The sequence below is a fragment of the Rhodococcus sp. 5A-K4 genome, from assembly GCF_046097995.1.
Taxonomy (GTDB): Bacteria; Actinomycetota; Actinomycetes; order Mycobacteriales; family Mycobacteriaceae; genus Rhodococcus_F; species Rhodococcus_F erythropolis.
In genome coordinates, this window is sequence record NZ_JBJURM010000005.1 from 270,306 (window position 1) to 293,092 (window position 22,787).

At 61.6% G+C, this 22,787-nt stretch carries 22 protein-coding genes and 1 riboswitch; of the genes, 9 read left to right on the forward strand and 13 right to left on the reverse strand.

From position 1 onward, the window contains the following. Positions 1-102 precede the first annotated feature (102 nt). On the forward strand, positions 103-1,704 hold the full coding sequence (locus ACKAMS_RS09525; protein ID WP_029254380.1) for an ABC transporter substrate-binding protein: 1,602 nt from the start codon (positions 103-105) through the stop codon (positions 1,702-1,704). A gap of 41 nt (positions 1,705-1,745) precedes the next feature. Here ACKAMS_RS09525 and ACKAMS_RS09530 read toward each other — a convergent pair whose 3' ends face one another. The 3 genes from ACKAMS_RS09530 to ACKAMS_RS09540 all read right to left on the reverse strand — a co-directional run bounded on the left by ACKAMS_RS09530 (position 1,746) and on the right by ACKAMS_RS09540 (position 3,540). Continuing rightward, positions 1,746-2,150: a 6-carboxytetrahydropterin synthase gene (locus ACKAMS_RS09530; protein ID WP_408988921.1), complete on the reverse strand. Its 405-nt coding sequence runs from the start codon at positions 2,148-2,150 to the stop codon at positions 1,746-1,748. A gap of 7 nt (positions 2,151-2,157) precedes the next feature. Beyond that, positions 2,158-2,535: a metal-sensitive transcriptional regulator gene (locus ACKAMS_RS09535; protein ID WP_003941137.1), complete on the reverse strand. Its 378-nt coding sequence runs from the start codon at positions 2,533-2,535 to the stop codon at positions 2,158-2,160. Between the two features lie 198 nt (positions 2,536-2,733). Then, positions 2,734-3,540, reverse strand: coding sequence for a hypothetical protein (locus ACKAMS_RS09540; protein ID WP_408988922.1), 807 nt, complete (start codon positions 3,538-3,540; stop codon positions 2,734-2,736). A gap of 251 nt (positions 3,541-3,791) precedes the next feature. Here ACKAMS_RS09540 and ACKAMS_RS09545 point away from each other — a divergent pair, with 251 nt between their 5' ends. The 3 genes from ACKAMS_RS09545 to ACKAMS_RS09555 all read left to right on the forward strand — a co-directional run bounded on the left by ACKAMS_RS09545 (position 3,792) and on the right by ACKAMS_RS09555 (position 7,129). Next, positions 3,792-5,222 (forward strand): MFS transporter, encoded by a 1,431-nt coding sequence (locus tag ACKAMS_RS09545; protein WP_020968303.1) that lies wholly within the window; start codon positions 3,792-3,794, stop codon positions 5,220-5,222. 73 nt (positions 5,223-5,295) lie between these two features. Next, positions 5,296-5,823: a carboxymuconolactone decarboxylase family protein gene (locus ACKAMS_RS09550; RefSeq protein WP_021333740.1), complete on the forward strand. Its 528-nt coding sequence runs from the start codon at positions 5,296-5,298 to the stop codon at positions 5,821-5,823. Then, positions 5,807-7,129, forward strand: a complete 1,323-nt coding sequence (locus ACKAMS_RS09555; RefSeq protein ID WP_408988923.1) for an MFS transporter — start codon at positions 5,807-5,809, stop codon at positions 7,127-7,129. The genes ACKAMS_RS09550 and ACKAMS_RS09555 overlap by 17 nt, the downstream gene beginning before the upstream one ends. A gap of 79 nt (positions 7,130-7,208) precedes the next feature. Here the strand turns inward: ACKAMS_RS09555 and ACKAMS_RS09560 are convergent, their stop codons facing one another. Then, a complete protein-coding gene (locus ACKAMS_RS09560; RefSeq protein WP_058227977.1) occupies positions 7,209-7,487 on the reverse strand; it encodes a YHS domain-containing protein in 279 nt (92 codons plus the stop codon). Positions 7,488-7,758: 271 nt separating this feature from the next. Between ACKAMS_RS09560 and ACKAMS_RS09565 the strand changes: the two genes are divergently transcribed. Continuing rightward, positions 7,759-8,718, forward strand: coding sequence for a DMT family transporter (locus tag ACKAMS_RS09565; protein WP_070796419.1), 960 nt, complete (start codon positions 7,759-7,761; stop codon positions 8,716-8,718). Here ACKAMS_RS09565 and ACKAMS_RS09570 read toward each other — a convergent pair. Then, on the reverse strand, positions 8,708-9,382 hold the full coding sequence (locus tag ACKAMS_RS09570; protein ID WP_080909042.1) for a TetR/AcrR family transcriptional regulator: 675 nt from the start codon (positions 9,380-9,382) through the stop codon (positions 8,708-8,710). The genes ACKAMS_RS09565 and ACKAMS_RS09570 overlap by 11 nt on opposite strands. 158 nt (positions 9,383-9,540) lie before the next feature. Here ACKAMS_RS09570 and ACKAMS_RS09575 point away from each other — a divergent pair, with 158 nt between their 5' ends. Further along, complete coding sequence (locus ACKAMS_RS09575) at positions 9,541-11,043, forward strand: MFS transporter (protein WP_019746694.1); 1,503 nt, start codon at positions 9,541-9,543, stop codon at positions 11,041-11,043. Between the two features lie 341 nt (positions 11,044-11,384). Here the strand turns inward: ACKAMS_RS09575 and ACKAMS_RS09580 are convergent, their stop codons facing one another. Together ACKAMS_RS09580 and ACKAMS_RS09585 are read right to left on the reverse strand one after the other, a co-directional pair. Next, positions 11,385-12,992 carry an ABC transporter substrate-binding protein gene (locus ACKAMS_RS09580; RefSeq protein WP_080908862.1) on the reverse strand — a complete coding sequence of 536 codons (1,608 nt, stop codon included), beginning with the start codon at positions 12,990-12,992 and terminating at the stop codon, positions 11,385-11,387. A 159-nt stretch (positions 12,993-13,151) separates the two neighbouring features. Continuing rightward, positions 13,152-13,730 (reverse strand): CGNR zinc finger domain-containing protein, encoded by a 579-nt coding sequence (locus tag ACKAMS_RS09585; RefSeq protein WP_080908861.1) that lies wholly within the window; start codon positions 13,728-13,730, stop codon positions 13,152-13,154. Between the two features lie 63 nt (positions 13,731-13,793). On the opposite strand from ACKAMS_RS09585, the gene ACKAMS_RS09590 reads away from it, so the two are divergent. Next, the gene (locus tag ACKAMS_RS09590) at positions 13,794-14,171 is read left to right on the forward strand and encodes a hypothetical protein (RefSeq protein WP_080908860.1); all 378 of its coding nucleotides are present in this window, start codon (positions 13,794-13,796) and stop codon (positions 14,169-14,171) included. Between the two features lie 92 nt (positions 14,172-14,263). Further along, positions 14,264-14,608 carry a hypothetical protein gene (locus ACKAMS_RS09595; protein ID WP_019746690.1) on the forward strand — a complete coding sequence of 115 codons (345 nt, stop codon included), beginning with the start codon at positions 14,264-14,266 and terminating at the stop codon, positions 14,606-14,608. Here ACKAMS_RS09595 and ACKAMS_RS09600 read toward each other — a convergent pair whose 3' ends face one another. Next, positions 14,609-15,820 (reverse strand): saccharopine dehydrogenase family protein, encoded by a 1,212-nt coding sequence (locus ACKAMS_RS09600; RefSeq protein WP_080908859.1) that lies wholly within the window; start codon positions 15,818-15,820, stop codon positions 14,609-14,611. It lies immediately after the preceding gene. Beyond that, positions 15,813-16,811: a S9 family peptidase gene (locus ACKAMS_RS09605; RefSeq protein ID WP_198538384.1), complete on the reverse strand. Its 999-nt coding sequence runs from the start codon at positions 16,809-16,811 to the stop codon at positions 15,813-15,815. Before ACKAMS_RS09605 ends, ACKAMS_RS09600 begins: the two co-directional genes overlap by 8 nt. 143 nt (positions 16,812-16,954) lie before the next feature. Between ACKAMS_RS09605 and ACKAMS_RS09610 the strand changes: the two genes are divergently transcribed. Continuing rightward, positions 16,955-17,833, forward strand: coding sequence for a DNA-binding transcriptional regulator (locus ACKAMS_RS09610; RefSeq protein ID WP_030245214.1), 879 nt, complete (start codon positions 16,955-16,957; stop codon positions 17,831-17,833). On the opposite strand, the gene ACKAMS_RS09615 is transcribed toward ACKAMS_RS09610, so the two are convergent. The 4 genes from ACKAMS_RS09615 to ACKAMS_RS09630 form a co-directional block, all read right to left on the reverse strand. Next, complete coding sequence (locus tag ACKAMS_RS09615) at positions 17,812-18,426, reverse strand: hypothetical protein (RefSeq protein ID WP_021342717.1); 615 nt, start codon at positions 18,424-18,426, stop codon at positions 17,812-17,814. The genes ACKAMS_RS09610 and ACKAMS_RS09615 overlap by 22 nt on opposite strands. Positions 18,427-18,636: 210 nt before the next feature. Next, a complete protein-coding gene (locus ACKAMS_RS09620; RefSeq protein ID WP_019746685.1) occupies positions 18,637-19,962 on the reverse strand; it encodes an aminotransferase class V-fold PLP-dependent enzyme in 1,326 nt (441 codons plus the stop codon). 53 nt (positions 19,963-20,015) lie between these two features. Beyond that, a riboswitch (SAM riboswitch) is annotated at positions 20,016-20,130 on the reverse strand. A 60-nt stretch (positions 20,131-20,190) separates the two neighbouring features. Further along, on the reverse strand, positions 20,191-21,726 hold the full coding sequence (locus ACKAMS_RS09625) for a CdaR family transcriptional regulator (RefSeq protein WP_029254368.1): 1,536 nt from the start codon (positions 21,724-21,726) through the stop codon (positions 20,191-20,193). Further along, positions 21,723-22,781, reverse strand: coding sequence for a DUF917 domain-containing protein (locus ACKAMS_RS09630; RefSeq protein ID WP_029254367.1), 1,059 nt, complete (start codon positions 22,779-22,781; stop codon positions 21,723-21,725). The genes ACKAMS_RS09625 and ACKAMS_RS09630 overlap by 4 nt, the downstream gene beginning before the upstream one ends. Positions 22,782-22,787: the final 6 nt, after the last annotated feature.

Here is a 22,787-nt window from a genome sequence, read left to right on the forward strand (position 1 = left end):
TCGACCGAGATGCCCGTCACGTCCTACGCCAAGATTTAGCGGTCACACTCGACCGCGCCCTCTCGAACTTCGCTCGGGCCCTGGCTCCTTCACGGAGGCACAATGAAACACCGCTCTTATCCGGCACTTGCAACGGCCGCGGGGCTCGCACTCGTGTTGTCGGCTTGCAGCTCGGGAGGCACGTCCTCGGGCTCCGACGGCGGTGAACCTCTGACAGACGGAACCTTCCGTTATGCGTTGCAAGCCGATCCGGGTGCACTCAACCCGATCATGTCCGGCTCCGCGGCAACCGCTGACATCTCGAGGCTGGCCTACGACTCCCTGGTCTACCAGGATCCGGACACCAGTGAATTCAAACCGTGGTTGGCAGAGAAATGGGAAGAGACGCCGACCTCCGCATCCTTCACCATCCGCGAGGGAGTGACCTGTACCGACGGGTCGACGCTGAACGCGCAGACCGTCGCGAACAACATCAACTTCGTGGCCGATCCGGCCAACGGTTCACAACAACGCGGCACTACGGTCCCCGTAGGCGCTTCGGCCACTGCCGATCCCGCGACCCGCACCATCACGGTCACCACTCCGGCGCCGAGCCCCTTCCTCCTCCTCACGGTCAGTCGCCTCCCGATCATGTGCGACGCCGGACTCGCGGACCCGACCGCCTCGAACAAGAAGTCTCTCGGTTCCGGGATGTTCGAAGTCACCGAAGTCGCCGCCAACGACCACTACACGTTCGAGCGTCGTGACGGCTACAACTGGGGCCCCGACGACACCACCTCCGACACACCAGGTGTCCCCAAGACCGTCATCGCTGTCATGGCACCCAATGTCAGCACCGCCGCAAACCAGCTTCTCTCCGGCGAACTCAACGCATCTCCGATCGCCGGTCCGGACAAGGACCGGATCGAAGCCGCCAATTTCGCCTCGATCAATCGCCCGATGCCGTCCGGTCAGATGTACTTCAACCAGATCGCGAACAATCCCACCAGCGATCCCGCCGTTCGCAAAGCACTCATCCAGGGAGTCAATCTCGACGATCTGGCAGAAGTTATCACTGCCGGCCAGGGCACCCGCGCAACAAGTCTCGTCGGTGTAGAGCCCCGCGCCTGCGTGTACGACTCCGTCACCGGCAACATTCCGGACTACGACGTCAGCGCAGCGAAGGCAACCTTGGACGCGGCCGGCTGGACCGCCGGGTCGGACGGAAAACGAAGCAAAGACGGAAACCCGTTGACACTCCGCCTCTTCTACGCAGGAGGCGAAGAGGCTCGCAGCGCAGCAGCCGAACTCGCTCAATCTGCATGGTCGGATCTCGGCGCAAACGTCGAGGTAACGGGAGCCGACCAGACCAAAGTTGTCGACGTCATGCTCAGCGGTAAAGACAACAATCAGTGGGACATCGCATGGATCCAGATCAACAATTCGATTCCCAGCGGGTTCACCCCGTTCTTCACCGGACCTGCTCCGGCAGCCGGTAAGAATTTCTCTTCGATCAACAACCCCGCCTACGAAGCAGCGGTGGCCAAGGCTTCCGGGTTGACCGGCGACGCAGCGTGCGCAGAGTGGGCAGACGCCGAGTCGCAGATCACCAAGACGGTGTCCGCGGTGCCGTTCGCGAATACGAACATGAGCTTCTACTTCAACAAGGCCGGGCTCGCATTCGGTAAGTCCTTCATCGGGTCTGCACTGCGTCTCTACCAGTAGTCCGATCGATCGAAACCCCTGTGGCAACGAGATATGTCAGATCAGTGCGATCTGACGTATCTCGTTGCCACACCTATCGTCTCGTTGTCCAGCTCGACGTAGGTCAGCTGAGGAATCGTGGACGCAAGTTCCGTGAAAGACCACTTCGCAACATTCTCGAATGACGGACGGAAATCGAAAATCTCCGGCCAGACACCGCTCGCCAATCGCTCGGCGCACCGATCGACGGACTCGTCCAGAGCGTCCGTGTCGACAAACCATCCACGTTCTCCGAGTTGGTCGTCCTCGAACGAGAACGCCACTCGCATCGTCACGCGAAAACCCTCGGCAGGCATCAGCGGCGGCAAGTTTTTCGCGTCCCGCACCGGTGCCGGAAGCCCCTGCCTCACAGCGAATGTACGACGGATCTCGATACTGAACATGCGCACCAAGGTATCAACATTCATCACAATTCTATGAGCGGACCAATCGCGCAATCGCCTCGTTCGCTTCTTTGATCTTCGCGTCCGCCTCGGGCCCACCGGCAACAGCGGCTTTGACGACGCAGTGGCCGATGTGGTCCTCGAGCAGGCCCATGGCCACCGCCTGGAGGCCCTTGGTCATCGCCGACACCTGCGTCAGGATGTCGATACAGTACTTGTCCTCGTCGACCATGCGCTGCAGGCCGCGAGCTTGACCTTCAATGCGACGCAGACGCGCCAGGTAGTCGCCCTTGGCGGTGATGTAGCCGTGCGAATCTCCCGTGCAGCACACATCGCCGGTCGCATCACTGCCTTGGGCACTGTTTGGAGCACTGCTTGGCGCACTGCCCACTTCTGTCGCTTCCGACATTCGATGTCCTCCTGTTCGTCAACGCGTGACTTCGCAACAATTCTCGTTACCGGGGCGATGTGCGGATACTCTTCGACTTCCGTTGTCTTGCAGAGCAATCACTGCGCACATCGCCACGCATTTCGCTACGGCACGAACAGATGGATGCATGGCGATTGCCCATGCCCGTTTTCCCGTTGCTGCGAAACTCATTCGGTCTCAGTGCCCGTGGTGCGCGTGGCTCGAGTGTTCGGCCCCAGGCGTGGTCGCATTGTCGGCAGTCAGAGTGAATTCCGCCGTACGCACCACTTCGCCATGTTTGAAGTCCAGGAACAACCGGTAGTCCTCAGCGCTCGGCATGTTGGCGTAGAAGATGATTGCCGGTCCAGCCGGCGTGACACCGTCACCCGGATGACCATCCGGATGCACATGGAGATAGGCGAGGTCGGAGGCACGCAACGCGACCAGATGCCCGTACGCGGCAAGGTAGGGCTGCAAGTCTGTGACCGGGATTCCGTCACGACTGACCGAGAGCGTGAGCTTCGATGTCTGGCCGGCATGGGCCGCGCCTTCGAGAGAGACGGTATAGCCGTCGACCGTCGTGACGGCAGCAGCGGCGGGCAACGGCCGAGGATCATAGGACCCGGCGACGCGTACATCCGCACTCAGCGTCATTCCGTCACCCCCGTCCAGGGTGAAGTCAGCGAAGACTCGGTAGTCTCCCGCGTGATCGAAATCGACTGACACACGCCAGTTTCCGTTCTCGTCCAATTCGGGATGCACGTGCTGGAATCCGGTCAGGTCCAGACCGACCACGATCAGATGCAACTGCTTGTCGTGGGTGTCGGTGTACCTGGTCAACGGAGTTCCAACCGAATCCAGGATCCGGAACTGCAAGGGGACATGGCTGCCGACGGCCGCCTCCGACGTTGCCAATTCCAGTGTGTAGCCGTTGCCGCTGAACATCTTGCCCTCCAAAGTTTGGGTCGGCAGCACTTCCGTTGCCGTCTGCGTCGGGTTCGACACTCCTTGAATTCGAACCTGTTGCAATTTGTACCATACCCCCCTAGGGTATGCAACGAACTACTCGAACACCATGAATTCACTCGAAGGAGATCCGATGCGCATCTACGCAGAGCGCCGGCCGAATGAGTTCCAAGAACAGCATTTCCCCGCGCACCTCAACGAAGCGCTGCGCCGATGTCGCCCAGGCTCGCTTTCGACACCCCCTGACCACACGAGCATCACCTATACCCCGTAGAGGTAAGGAACTCAGAATGTCCACACAACCGAAATCCACCCGTAAGTGGTGGGCGTTGGCGTTGATCGCCGCCGCTCAGTTCATGGTCATCATGGACACCTCGATCATCGGTGTCGCTCTCCCCCAGATGCAGAGCGATCTCGGCTTTTCCCAGGAAGGCCTGACCTGGGTCTTCAATGCGTACGTCATCGCATTCGGCGGGCTACTCCTCCTCGGCGGCCGCCTGTCCGACCTGTTCGGCGCCCGCAGAGTGTTCTCCGCTGGTTGGCTGATCCTGCTGATCGGTTCCGTTGTCGCCGGTGCCGCCGGTAACGTTGCCGTCGAACTTGCGGGCCGCGCCGTTCAGGGTGCCGGTGCCGCACTCATCGCACCATCGGCGCTCACCTTGCTGATGATGCTGTTCGGCAGCACGCAGAAAGAGATGACCAAGGCGCTGTCCATCTACGGCGCTGCCGCCCCGGCAGGCGGTACGGCCGGAGTGTTCCTCGGCGGCGTCATCACCGAATACACCAGCTGGCCTTGGGTGTTTTACCTCAACATTCCCATCGCCGTCATCGCGCTGATCGCTACTCCCCTCCTGATGCCGAACGCACCGGCACGTACCGGGTCGATCGACTTCCTCGGCGCACTCGCTGTCACCGCAGGTCTTGCTGTCGGAGTCTTCGGCATCGTCAGAGCACCTGATGTCGGATGGGGATCCGGGCAGACGTGGCTGGCGCTCGCCGTTTCGGCCGCTCTGTTGGGTGCATTCGTGTTGATCCAGTCCAAGCGTCGGGAACCTCTGGTGCGTCTGGGAATCTTCAAGGCGCCCAACCTCGGTGCCGCGAACATCGCTCAGCTCGTCCTCGGCGCTGCCTGGATACCGATGTGGTTCTTCCTGAACCTGTACCTGCAGCAAGTGCTCGGATACAGCGCCTTCCCGGCCGGTGCGGCGCTGCTGCCGATGACGATCTTCGTCATGCTCGGCATGGTCGTCGTGGCACCACGGGCCATGGCACGCTTCGGTGCAAAAGCGATGATCGTGACCGGATTGCTGGTACTGGGAATCGGTTTGGGTTGGATGTCGTTGATCCGGCCCACCGGCAACTTCTGGGTCGACGTACTGCCAGCGTCGCTCGTGGCTGCGGCAGGTATGACGCTGGCGTTCATTCCCTCACTCGGTACGGCGATTTCGGCTGCACGCCCGGAAGAGGGCGGATTGGCTTCCGGCATCGTCAACGTCAGCTACCAGGTCGGCTCGGCTGTCGGCCTCGCGGTGATGACCGCGATCGCAGCAGTGTTCGGCGCTGATCAACTCGGTGACCTGACGGAGTTGACGAACGGTTTCTCCGCCGTGTTCCTGGGAGCAGCCGCCATCGCAGTGGTGGGCGCAGCAATCACCGCGGTCGTGATGCGGTCGACCAAGGTCGACGATCCTCGAACCGTTCAATCCACCGTCAATTCTTGACCAACTCCGGTGGTGGGTTCGGCCGGCTGTCACCAGCCGAACCCACCACCGGCGGAACCACTTAGGACTCGTTATGTCGCGCCTTGCATCTCTCACACCCGCCACCGCTGTCGGTGCATCGAAAGACCTTCTCGCCGAACTCGTCAACCGTCATGGACAGGTCGGTGACATGGTCGCGGCGATGGCTCATTCGCCCGCCGTACTGGGTGGCTATCTGCAACTCAGCCGGGCAATGAAGCGAGCGAAACTGAGCCGCAAGATCACCGAGCGAATCTCGATCGCCGTGCAGGTCCAGCAAGGTTGCGCTGTTTGCCTCGAAGCCCACGTTGCCGCCGCGCACGCCAACGGCGTCGAGGCGGACGAGATCGAGCGTGCCCGCGCGGGCACGTCCGCCGATCCCGCCATCGCGGCAATGATCGACCTCGGACTTCGCGTCTATCGGGAGCCTGCCTCGATTTCAGACGAACACATCGCGGGCCTTCGAGCGCACGGCTACGGTGATCGCGAGATCGCTGACGTCGTCGGAATCGTCGCCCTCAATGTCCTGACCGGAGCTTTCAATCTTGTCGCGGGAGTGAAACCAGATGAACCGGACCGCTAGGACCGCACCGGAACGGAACAGCATGCGTCTGTTCTTGATTCGCGACTATCGCCTGCTCTTCAGCGCCCAGATCATCGCGCTGTTCGGCACCGGATTGGCGACGGTTGCGCTGGGTCTACTCGCCTACGAACTCGCTGGGCCGAGCGCCGGAGCTGTGCTGGCCACCGCGCTGACGATCAAGATGTCCCTGTACGTCGTGATCGCTCCACTCGCGGCGGCGTACGTCGACCGGTTGCCGAGACGGGCTTTCCTCGTTGCCCTCGACGCCCTTCGTGCAGCGGTCGTGATCGCATTGCCCTTCGTCAGCGAGATCTGGCACATCTACGTGCTGGTAGGCGTTCTCCAAGCTGCGTCGGCAGCGTTCACTCCCACGTTCCAAGCGGTCATCCCTGACATCGTGACCGACGAGGCCGATTTCACCCGCGCACTGTCTGCATCGCAGGTCGCTTACACTATGGAAAGCCTGCTCAGCCCTGTTCTTGCCGCAGTCGCACTGTCCTTCATGACATTCAACCTGTTGTTCGTCGCCACCTCCGTGGGCTTTGCGGTCTCGGCACTGCTCGTGCTGGCCACCCGAATCCCCAACGCTCGCCGGAGTACTCACCGCAAGGCGTGGGATCGGATCGCGTCGGGGGTGCGAATCTTCGTGACCACACCGCGACTGCGCGGCATCATGGCACTCAATCTCGTGGTGGCAGCAGCCGGTTCGATCGTCGTGGTCAACACCGTCAACTACGTCCGCGACGAGCTCGGTGGAACCCAATCCGACGTGGCGTGGATGCTTGCCGCGTCAGGCACCGGCACGTTGGTGACCGCGCTGCTTCTTCCACGCGTTCTCGACAGAACCGCTGAACGCACTGTGATGACAGCAGGTTCCGTTGTCCTGGTCGTCAGTGCCAGCGCGGCAGCAGCCCTCGCCGTGGTCGGTGTATTCACGTGGATGCTCACTGCCGCAGTGTGGGCACTCGTCGGCGCCGGGATGGCCATGATCGTCACGCCGACCGGAAAAGTACTTCGGCGCTCCGTCGAGCCCGCAGGTATACCGGAGGTGTTCGCAGCCCAGTTCTCCCTGTCGCACCTCGCCTGGCTTGTCACCTATCCGATCGCCGGATGGGTTGGTTCGAGCGCGGGATTTGCGGTCACCTGGAGCATCCTCGCTGCGCTTGCCGCAGTGGGAGCCGTTGCAGGATTTGCACTTTGGCCTCGGGAGACAGTTGCTGAATTGCCCGTACAGGCGGCGTACGAAACCACGCGAGGCGAATGCACCTTGGCGGCTACCCAGTGCGCGTGCGCTCGCACCGTCTGATGTCGACGGTCTGCCCGAACCCCGATTGGGCCTCAACGAAAGTGGTGGTGCAGCCATCGCCTGCACCACCACTTTTCACTCAGCTCACGTCAGCGTACTTCCGCGGATTTGCGTCGAATCGAGGACCACATCCCTTGCAGCAGAACCAGTACCGATTTCCTTCGAAGTCACGGAACAGGCCTTCCGCTTCGGCACGCGCCTTTTCGATCACACTGCCGGGCATGACCCGACATTCGACGAGTTCACTACTGCCAGAGTTGAGTAGGTCTTTCCCACCGGTCGGCATCGCCGTACCGACAGTGCCTACAGCGCCATTGGCGTCGGCCTTCGGGGTATTTCCACAGCCACAACTACTCATTGGGATTCCTGTTCTTTTGCTGGACGGATGTGGCCCGGAAAGCGAGCCCGACACAACCACCAATATACCCCCTATAGGTATATTGAAGATAACTTGAAGGTCTGCGCGTACAGCATCTCGACACATAAACCATTGCAGGAGAACGAATAATGCGTCCCAGTCTCGGATCACCTACAGCATCATGACACAAGGAGCATTATACCTACTGGGGGTATAGGGTAGGTCTGGCATCGGCCATCCATGTCCGCGAGGTCGTCGACGAAGAGGCGCAATGAAGAACTGGAAAGCAATCGGCAGCAGCCGATTCGCCGTAGTTGGAGCTTTGCTGTTGGTCGGCGCGCTCTGGGGAAGCTCGTTCCCCCTCGTTGCGGTGGCAGCACCAACACTCGGCGCCGTCGGCACGACGCACGGCCGCTTCATTGTTGCAGCGTTGGTTCTCGCACTGATAACGGCTTCCAGCAGATCGACCTGGCGCGCGGTCGGTCACCGGTTTCCTGCATTCCTACTGCTGGCAGCCCTCAACGTCGCTGGGCCCCTGACGCTTGTCGCAACTGCGATCGTCGGCCTCAACTCGTCGACGGCGTCGATCCTGAATGCCACGACGCCGATGTTCACCGTATTCGTCGCCGCTTTCTGGCTTCGACAAAAGATCACCTGGCGAAAACTCTCGGGGGTCGCGATCGGCATCGTCGGCGTCTCGGTGCTCGTCGGTGGAATTCCTTCAGCGATCGACAGTCACGCAATGCTGGCCATTGGCGCATCTTTGACCGCGGCGCTGCTGTACGCAGTCGGAGGTGTCTACGCACGAAAGTCGTTCCAGGACACTCCGCCGATGACACTGGCCCTCGGACAACAACTTGCCGCGGTTGCCCTATTGGTTCCCGTGTCCGCCGTCGCTCCCCCACCGGGGCCCATAACCGTCGGTCCACTCATCGCCGTGGCAGCCCTGGGGCTGGGGGCTACCGCCGGTGGCTACCTGGTCTACTTCTGGATAATTCGTCAGGCGGGTCCAGTCGCGGCATCGGCCGTCACTCTTCTCGTTCCGATTTCGGCATCAGCCATCGGAGTGCTGTGGTTGAACGAGCCTGTTACCTTCGCGCTCGTTGGCGGTCTTGTCATCATTCTTGCCGGAGTGGGCTTGCTCCTGGATCTTCCGCCGACGCGAGATCCATTGCGCAGGGTTGCCCCGGGGCGGGCGGCTAGCGCGGACAAACGGCCGGTCAGCGGCTGATCGGAGCCGTCCAAAGTCCGACCAGCGCGTCGACGAGGTCGGTCGTGAAGTCCTCCCATGACGTGACCGCGTCCGGCCCCTCTTCGGCAAGCGTGCGCTCACGCTCGGCGAACATGTGCACGATCGCATTGCGTCCGATGTCCGCGCGGGCGCGTCGAACACTCATCGGCATGTCGGCCAGACAGTCAGAGAGTCCCCGAAGCGTCTCCTGCAGGGTGGGCGAGGCCAATACCTCGTCGTAGACGATTTTCCGCAGGACCGGGTCGGTGAGAATCTGTGCACTGAACCGCGCGTACCAAGTCGGGCCACCCATTTCGGCGTAGTGATCGGTCGACGCCCGAACCAGACACGAAATCCAGTCACGAACGTTTGTGGACCCTTCGATCTCACGCAGCAGTTCGCCACGCTTCTTCTCGACCTGCTGGGAATGCTTGTTCACGATCGCGCGGACCAGATCGGTCTTGGTCCCGAAGTGGTATCCGACGGCTGCATTGTTGCCCTGACCTGCCGCTTCACTCACCTGGCGGTTCGAAACCGCGAAGACTCCGTGCTCGGCGAACAGCTGCTCGGCGACGGCGAGAATGCGGTCTCGGGTTGCAGCAGAGCGCGCGGAATTTGCGGCGCCGCCGACGTCGGCCGACGCGTCCTCAGTCCTCGTAGTCATGGACACCATCATCCTCGACCATCCGAAGCTGCTCGGCACCGGAGATATTCGTCACGATCGGAGGCGCACCCTTCCGTTAAGTCAGTCACTTGATTTAACTTTAGTTCAATCAACTGACTTAAACCATTATTCGTTCTTCCTCCGATGGAGTTACCGCAATGTCGTCAACCACTTCTCCACCACCGACAACGCCGCCACAGACAACGAAGTCGCCAGCCACCACCGCAGTGGTGGCTGTTCTGGCGTTTTCCGGCATCGTCGTCTCGCTCATGCAGACGCTGGTCATCCCGATCATCCCGCATCTGCCCGAGTACCTGAACGCGCCGGCGTCCGATACCGCGTGGGCTGTGACCGCCACGTTGCTCGCCGCCGCCGTCGCCGTCCCGACCATGGGCCGCTTGGGCGACATGTTCGGCAAACGCCGTCTGCTCCTGATCAGCATGGCGCTGTTGGTAACCGGTTCCGTGGTCGGAGCCCTCAGTTCAAGCGTTATCCCCCTCGTTGCCGGCCGAATCCTGCAAGGCCTTGCTGCCGGTGTCATTCCGCTGGGTATCAGTGTGATGCGCGACGTGCTTCCACCCAAGAAGCTCGCCGGCGCTGTTGCGATGATGAGCGCTTCGCTGGGAGTCGGTGGCGCTCTGGGGCTTCCGATCGCGGCTTTGATCGCCGAGTACGCCGACTGGCACGTCCTGTTCTGGGCGTCAGCCGTGCTCGGCGCGCTTGCGGCCGTTCTTGTTGTCGTCCTGGTCCCCGAATCGGCGGTTCGCACAGGAGGCACGTTCGATTTCGGCGGAGCAATCTCACTCTCAGCCGCCCTCATCGCTCTTCTACTCGCAATTTCCAAGGGTGGCGACTGGGGTTGGACGAGCACGCTCACGCTTTCCCTGTTCGGCGCCGCGATCCTGATATTCGGATTCTGGGCATGGTGGGAACTACGCACCCCCAAGCCGCTGGTGGATCTACGCGTATCCATCCGCCGCCAGGTGCTCTTCACCAACCTCGCATCCATCGTGTTCGGATTCGCGATGTTCGCCGCCAGCATGGTCTTTCCCCAGGTAGTCCAGCTGCCTGAAATCACTGGTTACGGCCTCGGCGGTTCGATGCTCACCGCAGGTCTGGTCATGGCTCCCTCCGGCATCATCATGATGCTGATCTCTCCGCTGTCCTCACGCATCACCAATTCGCACGGCCCCAAGGTGACGCTCATGCTCGGCGCCATTGTGGTCGCAATCGGTTACGGCATCGGCATTTTCGCCATGCACTCGATTTGGGAACTGATCGTGATCGCAGTAATCATCGGCGCCGGTACCGGTATGGCTTACGGCGCAATGCCCGCTCTCATCATGGGGGCTGTTCCTCCGTCCGAGACCGGAGCGGCCAACAGCTTCAACACTCTGATGCGCTCCCTCGGTACATCATTCGCCAGCGCCATCGCGGGTGTCGTCATCGCCCAGATGACCATGTCCGTCGGTGGGGCAACGCTGCCGTCGGAGAACGCTTTCCGCGTCGTCATGGCCCTCGCTGCCGGATCCGCCGTCATCGCACTCGTCCTGGCCGGTTTCCTCCCTCGGTTCAACGGCTCGAACTCCCGCAAGGAGATTGGTAGCCAGCACACCGATACGTCCCCGACCACGTCGAAGGAATCCGTCCCGACGCACTGAGCAAGTGCGCAACACACACAGCACGGCCCCGGCGGAGTCCAACTCCGCCGGGGCCGACGCGTTTCACACATTTTGCGGTTGATACACCTGCAGACGACCGTTTCGTGACATGCTCCGTTGAGATGGGTGCTCGTTCGATACTCGGGGAAAGGATGCCGCGATCGCCGCTCCTCGTGCTGACGTCGCCCTTGCCGTCGCCGCTGCTGCCGTCCTGGGCATAGGCGTCGGTGTTCTTCTTGCCGATGTCGTCGCCGGCCTGGCTGCAGGTGCCGGTGCTGCAGTGGTATTTCGGTTTGCACTTCGGATGATCAATACCCGAAAGTGAGCGTTTGCCGAGGGTCCTACTTCAGGACACGGATCGCCGAGCCCGGAAGGATTCCGCTCGACGGCGGGTAGATCGACGTTGCGCCGTTGAAGAACATGTGAGCGGGAGTCGTGGATACCGGCAGCAGGTCGATGTCGTTGAACAACGCGCGCTCACTTTCCTCCCAGACCTTGCAGGACTCGTCACCGGGAAGAAGCGAAGCCTCAGTGGACAATTCGATGTACTTCTTGTTGTCGAGGGAAGCGAAGTTCACTCCTTCAGGTTTGGGCGGGCCGGTGAAGTACTTCGCAAAGATGCTCGGCGTATCACTCCCCAGCGTCAAACCGATGGAAACGTCCCACGACGACAGGTCGGTGGTGCTGAATGTGTTGGCAATGACGAAACTGTAGTCGCCGCCAGTCAGTTTCACCTTCGCGCCCAGTCCTTCCCACTGTGTTGCTACGTATTCCGCGGCGGCAGAGTTTGTATCGCGTGAGTTGTTGAAAATTACGTTGAGGGCAAGCGGTCGACCGTCCTTCGTCAGGAGGCCGTCGGGACCCGCCTTCCAACCTGCGTCGGACAGCGTTTTCTTTGCTGCATCGACGTCGAAATCGGGGATCGTCCCTTCGACACTGTTGTAGTCGCAGGCAAGGGGTTCCGAAACCGCGAGGGCGCGTGCACGGGTTCCTTTACCGCCGGTGGTGATCTCGGTGTAGTCGTCCAGGTCTACTGCCTGCACGAGGGCCTGCCGTACAGCACGGTCTGCCGTGGGTAGGGCCGCGAAATGATTGAAGATGAACTCGCCGGACAACGTGGTGTAGGTCTTCGAATCCAGACCCGCTGCCAAGACTCGTTCCTCGTCCGAACCGGTCACCGCCGCGGCATTCACTCCACCGGTGAGAACAAGATTCGCCGTCGTACTCGGATCGGTGACAATCTTGATCGTCACTGTCTTCGGCACCCCGAGAGTGTCGGAAGTGGTCTCACCGTTCGGACTCCAGGTGTAACCGTCGCGGCGTTCCATCGTGATGTGATCGTTGGGAACAACTTCGGTGACCTTGAACAGACCCGTTCCGTTACTACTCGAACGGATACTGGCCGGGTCTTCGAGCGTCGCAGCGCACGGAAGCCGCATCGAGCCTATTCGGGAGAGCAAGAAGGGTGCCGGTTCGGCTGTAGTGACCGTCAGTTCGTCACCGTTCGCGGACGCGACCGTCGACGACGGCACGGTGGATCCTCGTAGCGGTGAAGCGTTTTCAGGGTCCATGACCCAGTTGATGTCATCGGCTGCGGTCTGCGCGGTGAAGGAAGTGCCGTCGGCACAAGTGACGCCCTTCTTGAGCACGAACTTCAGCGTGTTTCCTTCTTCACGCCAACTCTCCGCCAGATACGGACGCACCGTGCGGGTTTGCGCATCGATGTCGATCAACGAATCGTACGAGTACGCGTTCACGATCTGAGTCGACGTAAGGTTTGTGATCAGAGGGTGCAGATTTCCGGGATCGGCGTTGATGACAGTCGTGAAACTGCCGTCCTTTGCATACTCACCGACCGAACCTTCGGGACTGGATGCGCCGCCACACCCGGCCAGAGTGAATACGCCAACGCTGATAACTGCTGTCGCGGAGACAGAACGGGCTTTCATACGAGCCGCCATCTACTAGGAGTTGCCATGGCGACAATCGTGCGGGACTGACGTGGTCTGTATCTCGTTGAAGTTCCCCATACAGTCGGCCGTACGCTGTTCGATTGTCACTATCGACCGGGCAATCGCAGACGCTAAGTACGACGCCATCGTTGACGACTAAGTACGACGCTGCCGTTGACGGTGATTCGCGACGTTGATTCGGTTGCCGCACAACGCCGGCATGCAGTAGCGGCGTCGCCCTCCCCGGCTCGTATCGACAAACACCCCGTTGCACGTCGGCGACGCGCATGGGCGGAATCGTTCGTACCCCAATGTGCGCAGAGTCCCCAGCAACGAGAAGCCGATCAACAACGCAAGCTCACCCGCAAGATCGATTCTTCTGTCCGGTACCGCATTCCATCGATAGTCGAACTGGGCATCAGGCACGAGTCGAACGTGATGCGGGACAGTCTGCAGGAGTCGATCAGTGCGATCAACGAGTTCGTCGGAGGTCGAAGCATCGAGAATCGAACGAATCGCCTCTCTGAGTGCCTGCACGTCGGCAAGTTCACCGCTGGTAAGCCGACGCCCGTTGCGGAGCGCATCCGGCGAGAGTCCATGTTCATCCAGTAGATCGTGAAGCGCCTGAGGGTCAGCCAACGCGTCACCTGCCTCCACCCAGACCCGGGGCGAGGTGTTGACCAGGTCGGTCGCGAACGACGCACCGACGACGTAATCGTCTAAAACTACTTGCATCCCTTACCGCCCTGCCTTACCGTAATTGAATAACCCAACTTTACACCTTACGGAGGCAGCGGGATGGAACATTGCGCAGACCACAGACTGCCCGAGATACTCCGAGACACTCATCACCGATTGCGCCGCGCCGGCACCGTGGCATCGGAGACGCCTGTCGTCGCTGCCGATCTCTACTGGTCGATCGGCGCGCTCGCCCAGTGCCTGACCGCGATGGACGAGGTCATTTCACAACTTGGAGTCAATGCCCGAAAGCAGTTGCGAGCTGGAAAGTTCGACGTCCAGAGCGGACCGTTCGAAGGAGAGCCCGACGCCGCCTTACTCACCGCAGTTCTTGCGCTCGCCAGAGCATCGAGTAGTTGCGAACCGGTTCAGGCGGCAATCGGCAACGCTCAGATCGCGGTGAGCGATCTCGTCGTCGCGAGGACTACCAGCGCCTGACACTCGGGCGGGCCACCCGTCCCAGTAGAGACTGTATGGTTGGTTTTCGGCATCCGCCGAGACCGTCGAACAGCAGGGACCGGGTTTTCACTGTGAGTACAGGGACATCAACGATCTACGAGGACAGGACCGTCCGGATCGACGATCAGGGCGTCACGATCCGCCACTATTACTTCCCGTTTGTCAGCAAGTTCGTTCCGTACTCACAGATCGAATCCGTCGACCTCGGAGTCATGTCATGGCTGAGTGGACGCTTACGAATTTGGGGAACAACAGATTTCAGCTCGTGGTACAGCCTGGATCTTTCACGCCCGTGGAAGGAGACCGCGGTGGTACTCACCCTCGCCGGCCGCGGAGCGCCTTCATTCAGCCCAAAGGACGCAGATCGCGTCGAGACCGAAATCCGCAGTCGCATCGGATCGCACGCCGCGAACTGACTAGCGAAACTCGGATTCGACGGTAACGATGTCACTCCAGTCGGTTCGATCGAACAACCGCGACAGTGCAGTGAACAGAACTTCCGGGTCGATGACGCTCTCGGCTGAGTGCACACCGACCCGATCCCGAATCGTTCCGTCGGCCAGCCTGGACACCACCTGAGCAAGGCCGAGCGCCAAGGGGATTCCGGTTGCACCGGCCATGTCCGACAGTAACGCCGATACCGGTGAATCGTCAGCGATCCGTGCCACGACGCGCATCTCTCGACCTTCGCGCACCCCGGTCGCCGAGGCGAAAAACAACGGCAAGGATCCATGACCGGCACGCGTGAGCATTCGAGGCGCAGCACGGATCATCCGCCGGAGCGAGGGCTTGCCCAATTCTTCAGCAGCCGAGTCGAGATCAATTCTCCCCTTGTCGATATCTGAGCGGAGAACGTCGAGAAACGCCACGGTTTCCGGTGAGATCACCATCAGATTTGCCGAATGCCCTGCAGGATTGATGGTCCGATGAAACATCACCGGCTCCGGATGCCCGACCACGTAAGCGTTCCCCCGACGTCCGCCGGGCAGTTCGAGTGCGATGGAACGCAACGGTTCTTCGTTGACGATTCGCCCCGCACGAACCACTGGAACCGTGCCGCTGATCTGCTGCATCCAGTGAACGGCCGCTGCACTCAGTGTGTCTACCGACTCGTCCTCGCCCTCGACATCAACCGGCCAGGCTGTGTACAGATCGTCGACCACGTCCAATCGCGAGACTGCCATCGCGGCCAGGAGGTTACTCATCCCGGGACTTGCGCCCATGCCGACTACCGCGCAGATTCCGGCTTCCCTGGCAGCACAGTCCAATTCCAGCATGTCGACGGCAGGTTCCCAGTCGTCGCAGATGTCGAGATAGTGCGTCTCGGTCTCGATCGCTGCCTGGAGAACGCCGACACCGAAACGGAAGAACGGGCCGACGGTATTGATGATCACGTCTGCGCCATCCAACAATTCACGTAGCGTGCGACCGTCCGTGACGTCGATGCTGCGCGCCTCGACTTGCGCTGACGCCTGAGCCAGTTCAACTGAAAGACGCTTCGCAGCATCGATATCGCGATCCGCGACTACTACCTTGCCGATTCCCGGCAATGTTGCAGCAAGACGAACTGCTGCCGAGCCCATGGCACCGGCACCGCCCAGTGCGACAACCGTGATTCCGTCAGCCATGAATTCCCTCCAAAAATGCAGTCTGATCCGCTAGATAACCGGGAGCGAAGATAGAACGGGGAGCAAGGACGGCCACCAGAGCCGACATCACTTCCGAGTCTTCGAGGTCCTTCTCCACAATCGAGTGAGTGGCGTCGGGATACTTCTTGACCACCAGTTGCCCTGGCGAGTCAAGTAATTCGCGATACACCCTTTCGGTATCGGCCACGTCGACGTTGACGTCTTGTCCGCCGATGATCAAGAGCACCGGAACCCTCACGGATTCGAGATCGGCTCGCGCATCCGATCGGTAGTTCTTTCGAATGAAGTTCCACCGGTCTTCGGTGAGACCGTCGGCCTCGCCGGAGGCCACGAGATCGTCGTACGATGCATCACGGGCCAACTGATCCAAGTTCTTCGCACGATCGACCCGCGCTTTCTCGAACTCGTCGGCCGACGCATTTCTCTCGGAAAGTTCTGCAAGGGTATTGAATTCGCCTTGTTGGAGCCAGTTGATCGCGGGACCCACGGCAATGACGAACGCTACGTCCGGGTCGAGGTTCACCACCTTGGGCATCACCCACCCTGCCTGGCTTGCACCCCACAGACCGATACGAGACGGATCGATATCCGAACGTCCCCGTGCCCACTCGATTGCCGCTTCCGTTTCTGCCGCGCGATCGTCCATGCTCTGATCGAGCCAATTGCCCGGTGCCCCATTCACCCCCGACTTGTCCCAGGAGAGTGACGCGTACCCCGCCTTTGCGAACGCCTCCCACACCGGTCGATAGAACGTCTCATGTGTTGCATCGACCGGGCCGTCTCCGTGGACGAAAACCACGAGGCCGAAGGGACCGTCACCGTGTTCGGGCAGTGCAAGGACTCCCTGGAGCGGCACCGATCCCCCGGTGATCGTCACTTTTTCCTCACGGATGTCATAGGTGTTCTGGTACAGCGTCCAGCCCACCAGAGTCGCGATCAGAACAACGACCCCCGTCAGGGAAGTAACCATCCACCTGCGTAAACGAGACTTACTCTTGCCCTCGCTCATCGATACCGCTGCCATCTTCCCGCCCTAACGTACGAATTTGAAACGATCGTATTGCATTCGATAGTACAGTTGTGGGCGAAGATGTCGAGAAGCGAGGAAAGGACATGGCGATGACCGACAGGGACGTCGATGTACCCACGAGGATCCTGATCGAGGGACTACTGCGCACGGACGGAACTGTCGACGGACGCACCCTTTATGCCACCGCCGACGCCCTCGACAAAACTGATCAACAGGTTCGGCTGTGTATCAAGCGGTTGGTCACCGAGGGGAAGTTCACTCAGGAAGGTCGCGGGCGGCAGGCCACGCTACGAGCAACGCCGAAAGCCGTGCGCGAGATGGAACCCGACGTCGAATTCGTTCGGCTGGCTTATCAACAAGACCGCGACACTGTGACGCGGTGGGACGGGTATTGGCACCTGGCCGGATTCGCAATTCCGGAGTCGTCACGGAAAGCGCGAGATGCGCTGCGTACCAGGGTCGTTTACCTCGGCGGCGCGCTCGTCCAGGGCGGTCTGTACGTCTCGCCGCACGCCTGGGAACCGTATATTCGCGATGCGGCCGCCGAACTCGACGTCGAACAGCACCTGTCTTCTCTCACCACGCGAGATCTGAAAGTGGGCATGCTCGAAGACCCCGTGAAGATTGCCGCGCAGTTGTGGCCGCTGGACCAGATCGCTGACGGATACGAACGACTACTCGACGTAGCGACCGCACGTCTGCACAAACTGCAGAACAGTCCGGGTACTGATGCTGTCACGATGACCATCGAACTCGCGGCGGAATTCACGCGAGCCATGGAACCGGATCCGCTGTTGCCGCCGGAACTACTGCCCACCAACTGGATCGGCACGAGGGCTCGGTCGATCACTGCGCAATGCTGGACGCTTCTGGCACAGGTGGACGGTGCCGACGAATTACCGTCGCTGTTCCACCTGTACGCAGATGCAATCGGTGACGATCAGGACGCAAGCGTGCGCTGACGGGGCGGCAGTCCGAAACGCCCGAGAACCTCGTCGACTGCGGTGGACGGTGTGACAAGTCCGCGATCCTGAAGCCACGGAATGGTGCTGTCCACCAGATGCTCGAGCGTGCGAGGCAATGCGAGAGGCAGCAACGTAACGCCGTCGGCGACCTCGGCAGCTCGGACATCGGCGATCAAACTGCCGAGACCGGAAGGCGTTCCGACGTAGTGAAGCGAAACGGGAACCCGCGGCGCCGTCAACGCGCTGTCCAACTGTGCAAGCTCTTTACGGGCGGAGCGAGCTTCCGGCGCGATCAGAATCTCGAGATCGACCAGTACTGCGACGCTGTCGGGATCGCGTCCTTCTTCGGCGACAGCAGCGCGTATCCGTGCACGTTCGAGCTGTGCCTCACGCAGGTCCGCAGCGCGAATCCGAACCACATTGGTAGGGAATGAAGCTAAATCGAGAGCCTTTTCGCCCTCGGTGAGGTCCACCCAGTAGTCGCCGCCGATGATGGGCAGGTTGCCGGGTGCGCCCTCAGCTGCCGGATGGTGACCGGATCCGGTCAACTCGACCGCTACGTGCAGAGAATGCGAAGCGCGTGAAGACATGTGAGACCTCCGAAAATCAGAAAAGTATGGGATGAGCGAGACGAATCGTCAGCCCGAACACATTCCTGACGAGGTGCGGCACAGATCGACATGGCGACGGCACCACTGACCGAGAGTGATGCTCACTCTCGAAGGGGTGGCGGGGAAATCCGCTGGTGCCATGGCTGCCATGCTAGTTGTCCGTTCGAGTTTTCGGGGACCGAGCTCAGCTCAGACGCACTCGGCTGCGCCGGCGTTGTCGTCTGCGGCTCCGAGGAAGGGGCGGGTCTCGGGCACGGGGTTCCACGCACCGGCAGTCTTGGCGTAGTTCCAATCACGCTGATTCGAAACCAGGATGTTCACGGCGTCTACCAACCGCGTCACGTCGTCCGAGCTGCTACCGAGGCCGAGGCTGGCGCGAACTGCACCGCCGGAGAGGCCGAGGCGTGCGAGAACCGGGTGTGCGCAGAAGCGACCGTCGCGAACTCCGATGCCGTGCTCGGCGGAGAGGAATGCGGCGATTTCGCCCGCTTCGAATCCGTCGACGGTGAAGGTGACGATTCCGACGGCGTCCGGTGCGTCATTCCACAGTCGCACGAGCGAGACGCCCTCGATGGCGGACAATCCGTCGGTGAGCTGGGCGGTGAGTGCCTTCTCGTGCTCGGCGATGACGTCGAAGTCCAGCGCGTGCAGGGTTTCGCATGCGGTCGCGATGGCTGCCGCACCGAGAACGTTGGGGGAACCTGCCTCGTGGCGGGCAGGCGCGCAGGCCCACTCCGTGGACTCGATGGTCACCTCACGCACGGCGCCGCCGCCGGCGAGGTACGGCTGAGCCTCGTCGAGCCAGTCACGGCGTCCGACCAGAACACCCGCGCCGAAGGGCGCATAGAGCTTGTGACCGGAGAAAGCGATGTAGTCGACGCCGCATTCCTGCAGGTCGATGCGACGGTGGGGAGCCAGCTGAGCAGCGTCGACGAGGATACGTGCGCCGCAACGATGAGCGATGTCAGCCAAGCGTGCAATCGGCAGGATCTCGCCGGTCACGTTGGAGGCACCGGTGATTGCGAGCAGCGCTGCAGGCTTGGTGCACAGTTCACCGATCAGACGCTCGATCGTCTCTTCGATGGTGTCTGCGGCGGTGACGATACGAGCGTCGTTCCACGGCAACAGGTTTGCGTGATGTTCGACGTCGAGGACGACGGTGCTGCCGGGAACGCACTGCGCAAGCAGGTTCAGCGAATCGGTGGTGTTCCGGGTGAAGACGACAACCTGATCGTCGGCACAGTTCACGAAACGAGCAACGGATTCACGAGCGTTCTCGTAGGTGAGCGTGGAGATCCGGGACGCATAGCCGGCACCGCGGTGGACGCTGGCGTATGTCGGCAGCAACTCGGCGATACGGTCGGTGACCTGGGCCAATGCCGGCGCACTCGCGGCGTAGTCGAAGTTGGCGTAGGAGCATTCGCCGCCCTGAACCAATGGAACCTGCAGGTCAGCACCCGAAACCTTGGCAATCGCGGTGGTGCGGCAGGTGTCGGCACTCAATACAGCAGTCATCGAAGACAATCCTCACGTTCAAGGACTCGTTCGTCGGGTGATGGCCCCGGAAGAGTCCGCGCTTGCCGCATTCGTTTTCGAACGCAGCCGGGTCGTCACCCGGAGCACCCCACCGCGGAGGAGGGTTGCCGACCAGCAAGCCGGGGCTGAACACTGGTACTCGTGACCTGGCAACGAGGATGGCAGGAACCTCCCGTGCTTGTCAAGACGAAGCCGCGAAGATCTCCGTCAGGGCGCGATGGTCCGGCAAGCAAGGTGGAGCGCGAGTCTCGTTTCCGGATCTGCGAGATCCACCGAGAGAAGGCGCTGAATTCTATCGATCCGACTCGATACGGTGTTGCGGTGCAAGCCCATTCGGGTTGCGGTGTGAGCCAGAGACGATTCTTCGTCGAGGTACGTCGACAGAGTCTCGAGCAACTCTCCATTCGAATCGCGTAGCGGCGCGAGCAGTGCCGCGGCTGCGGGCTGAAACGTGTCGGTTCGCGTCCACGCCAGCAGCAACTGCGCCAGACCCAGGCGGTCCACGTGCAGGAAGCGGCCTGTCTGCGACCTCGAACCCGCGAGCCGAGCGGCATCCCCGGCCTCAGACAGGGACGCACCGATTCCAGCCGGACCGTCGTGTGCGCGTCCCACACCGACCCAGGTCTCCATCGTGGGTTCCAACCTCGCCTGAGCTGCACGGATGCTCTCGGCGATCCTGGTGATCGACTCCGGTCGCGGCTCGCCCGGCAGAGTGGTCCACGCTGCCCAGCCGTCAGCCTGTTCCACGACATTGGCGCCGATTCCCTCGGCGGCGAGGGCGTCTGCGACCTCACTGCGCCTGGCCACCAGGTCGACCTCACCGACCGCCAGGACTTTGATGCCGATATGCCATCCGTCCAGTGCCCAACCCGCGTCGAGTGCGCGCCGGAGCAGTCCGGGTGTGGCGTCTGCTGACGTGTCGATCAGTTCACCGAGTAGCGCGCTACGCCGGCGCGCTTCACGCTCGTCGACCATGCGTGCAACGGCCAGTCGGTGCCCGGCAGCCAACGAGGCCACGTCGAGAACCACTGAGAGAGAAGCCTCTTCGACGCTTTGACGCACCGGGAGCAGCACCGCCAGCCAGGGCTCTCGGGCTGCGCCGGACATCACCGGGCACGCAATCAGGACCCCGCCGGAGTCCAATTCAACAGTGGTGGGCGCCCCGCGGCCCGACAACATACCGGCGGCTGCTCGATCAGCGTCGGACAACAAATCGGCGCCGGTCAGCGGGCGTCCGGACGCGTCCAGGAGGATGAACGAACGCTGAAATGTGTTCAGCAGCAACGACAGAAGATTCTCGACGCTTCCGCCGGCCCGCTGGCCCGCGTGTGTCGCCCGCAGTACCGCGTCGGCCATCACCGCCCGCGAATTCGAGAGAAGATCACGAAGATCCACGCTGAACTGCCACGGGTCGGATACTCCGAGCACCACCAGTCCGAGGCGATCGGCAAGCAACGAGAGATTCGCATCCTCCGCCGCAGTGCTGTGTACCGCGAGCACCCGGCAGCCGGTCGCCGCCGTGCGTCGAAGGAGAGCGTCGAATCTCCACTCCCCGACGTCGATTCGATCGAGAATCACCAGAACTGATCCTGCACCCGCCGCACCCGACACGGCCTCGGCTGACTGTGCCGATTCCCCGGTGAGCGCTCCCACTGTCGTCACGACGGGATCACCTTCGCCGGCAAGTCGATACAACCCGACAAAGATCGGGTTGTTCAGCAACGCCGACACACTCGCGCTCATTGCGCCTCCATCAGCACTGCGTCGTGGTCGATCCCGAAGGCCCGCGGGCCGACAACTTTCAACCTGCTCACATCTTCCGCCCACCACTGAGGGCCGGGCAGAACCAACACGGCCACATCTTGCCCCTGGTGCACTGATTCGCACGAGACGAAGGCACCGGTCCGGACGTCGAGCAACGTCACGATGTCCGGACATGTCGCAATCATCTCGCCGTCCGACGCGACGGTCAGGAACTCACTTTCGAATTCGACTCGTATCACCGCAGAATCGTGTTCGAGAATCACGTTGCCCCGACGATCGCCGGCGTTCGGGCGACTACGACGCACCGCACGCACCCGGCCTGTCCCCATTACTCGCCCCCCGGAGCTTTCGGCGATCTCCCGCCAACTGCCGAGGGTCCCGACGTGCTGACCCAGTTCATATGCTCGGGACAGAGTTCCCGGAATGCACGCCTCCTGCACAGTCCGCGCATCGATCGACGCGATCGCCAGAGCGCCCCAACCGCTGGTTCTCCCGATCAACGACCGCACTGCTACCTCGGCGCCCAGCACATCCACTCCGTCGACGACGGTAATGAGGCCGCCGGGCTGGGCGAGGGTGACCGGGCACAATTCCAACCCGGCCGCGGCGAGAGAGAAGTGATCGAGCCGCGGCATCGCTCGACCGAGCAGGTCCGCGTCGACCACGGGAATTCCCAACGCCAACGCCGCCGCAATGCCGGAAAGAGCGTTCAGCCCACCGCCTTCGAAAGTCATCACCGCGGTCGGACGCTTACCAGTCCACCGCGTCAAAGCTGCTGCAGTGTCGGCAAACTCATGCCCGGAGGGCAGTTGCTCCTCCAAAGCCAGGGCCGATCCGACGATTCCCACCGGCATGATCAGCGCCCCGGACGGCAACTGGTCCGGCGCGATGACTTCCACGGGCGTTGACGTGATCAGTGGACGCAGCATTTCCACGAACAGGCGTGGATCGCCGCCCCCACCGCAGCCCAAGACCACCGCCCCCGCTGCGATCGCGTCGAGGTCGGCCTCCCGGACCGCGTGCAGCCTGCTCACGGCTCG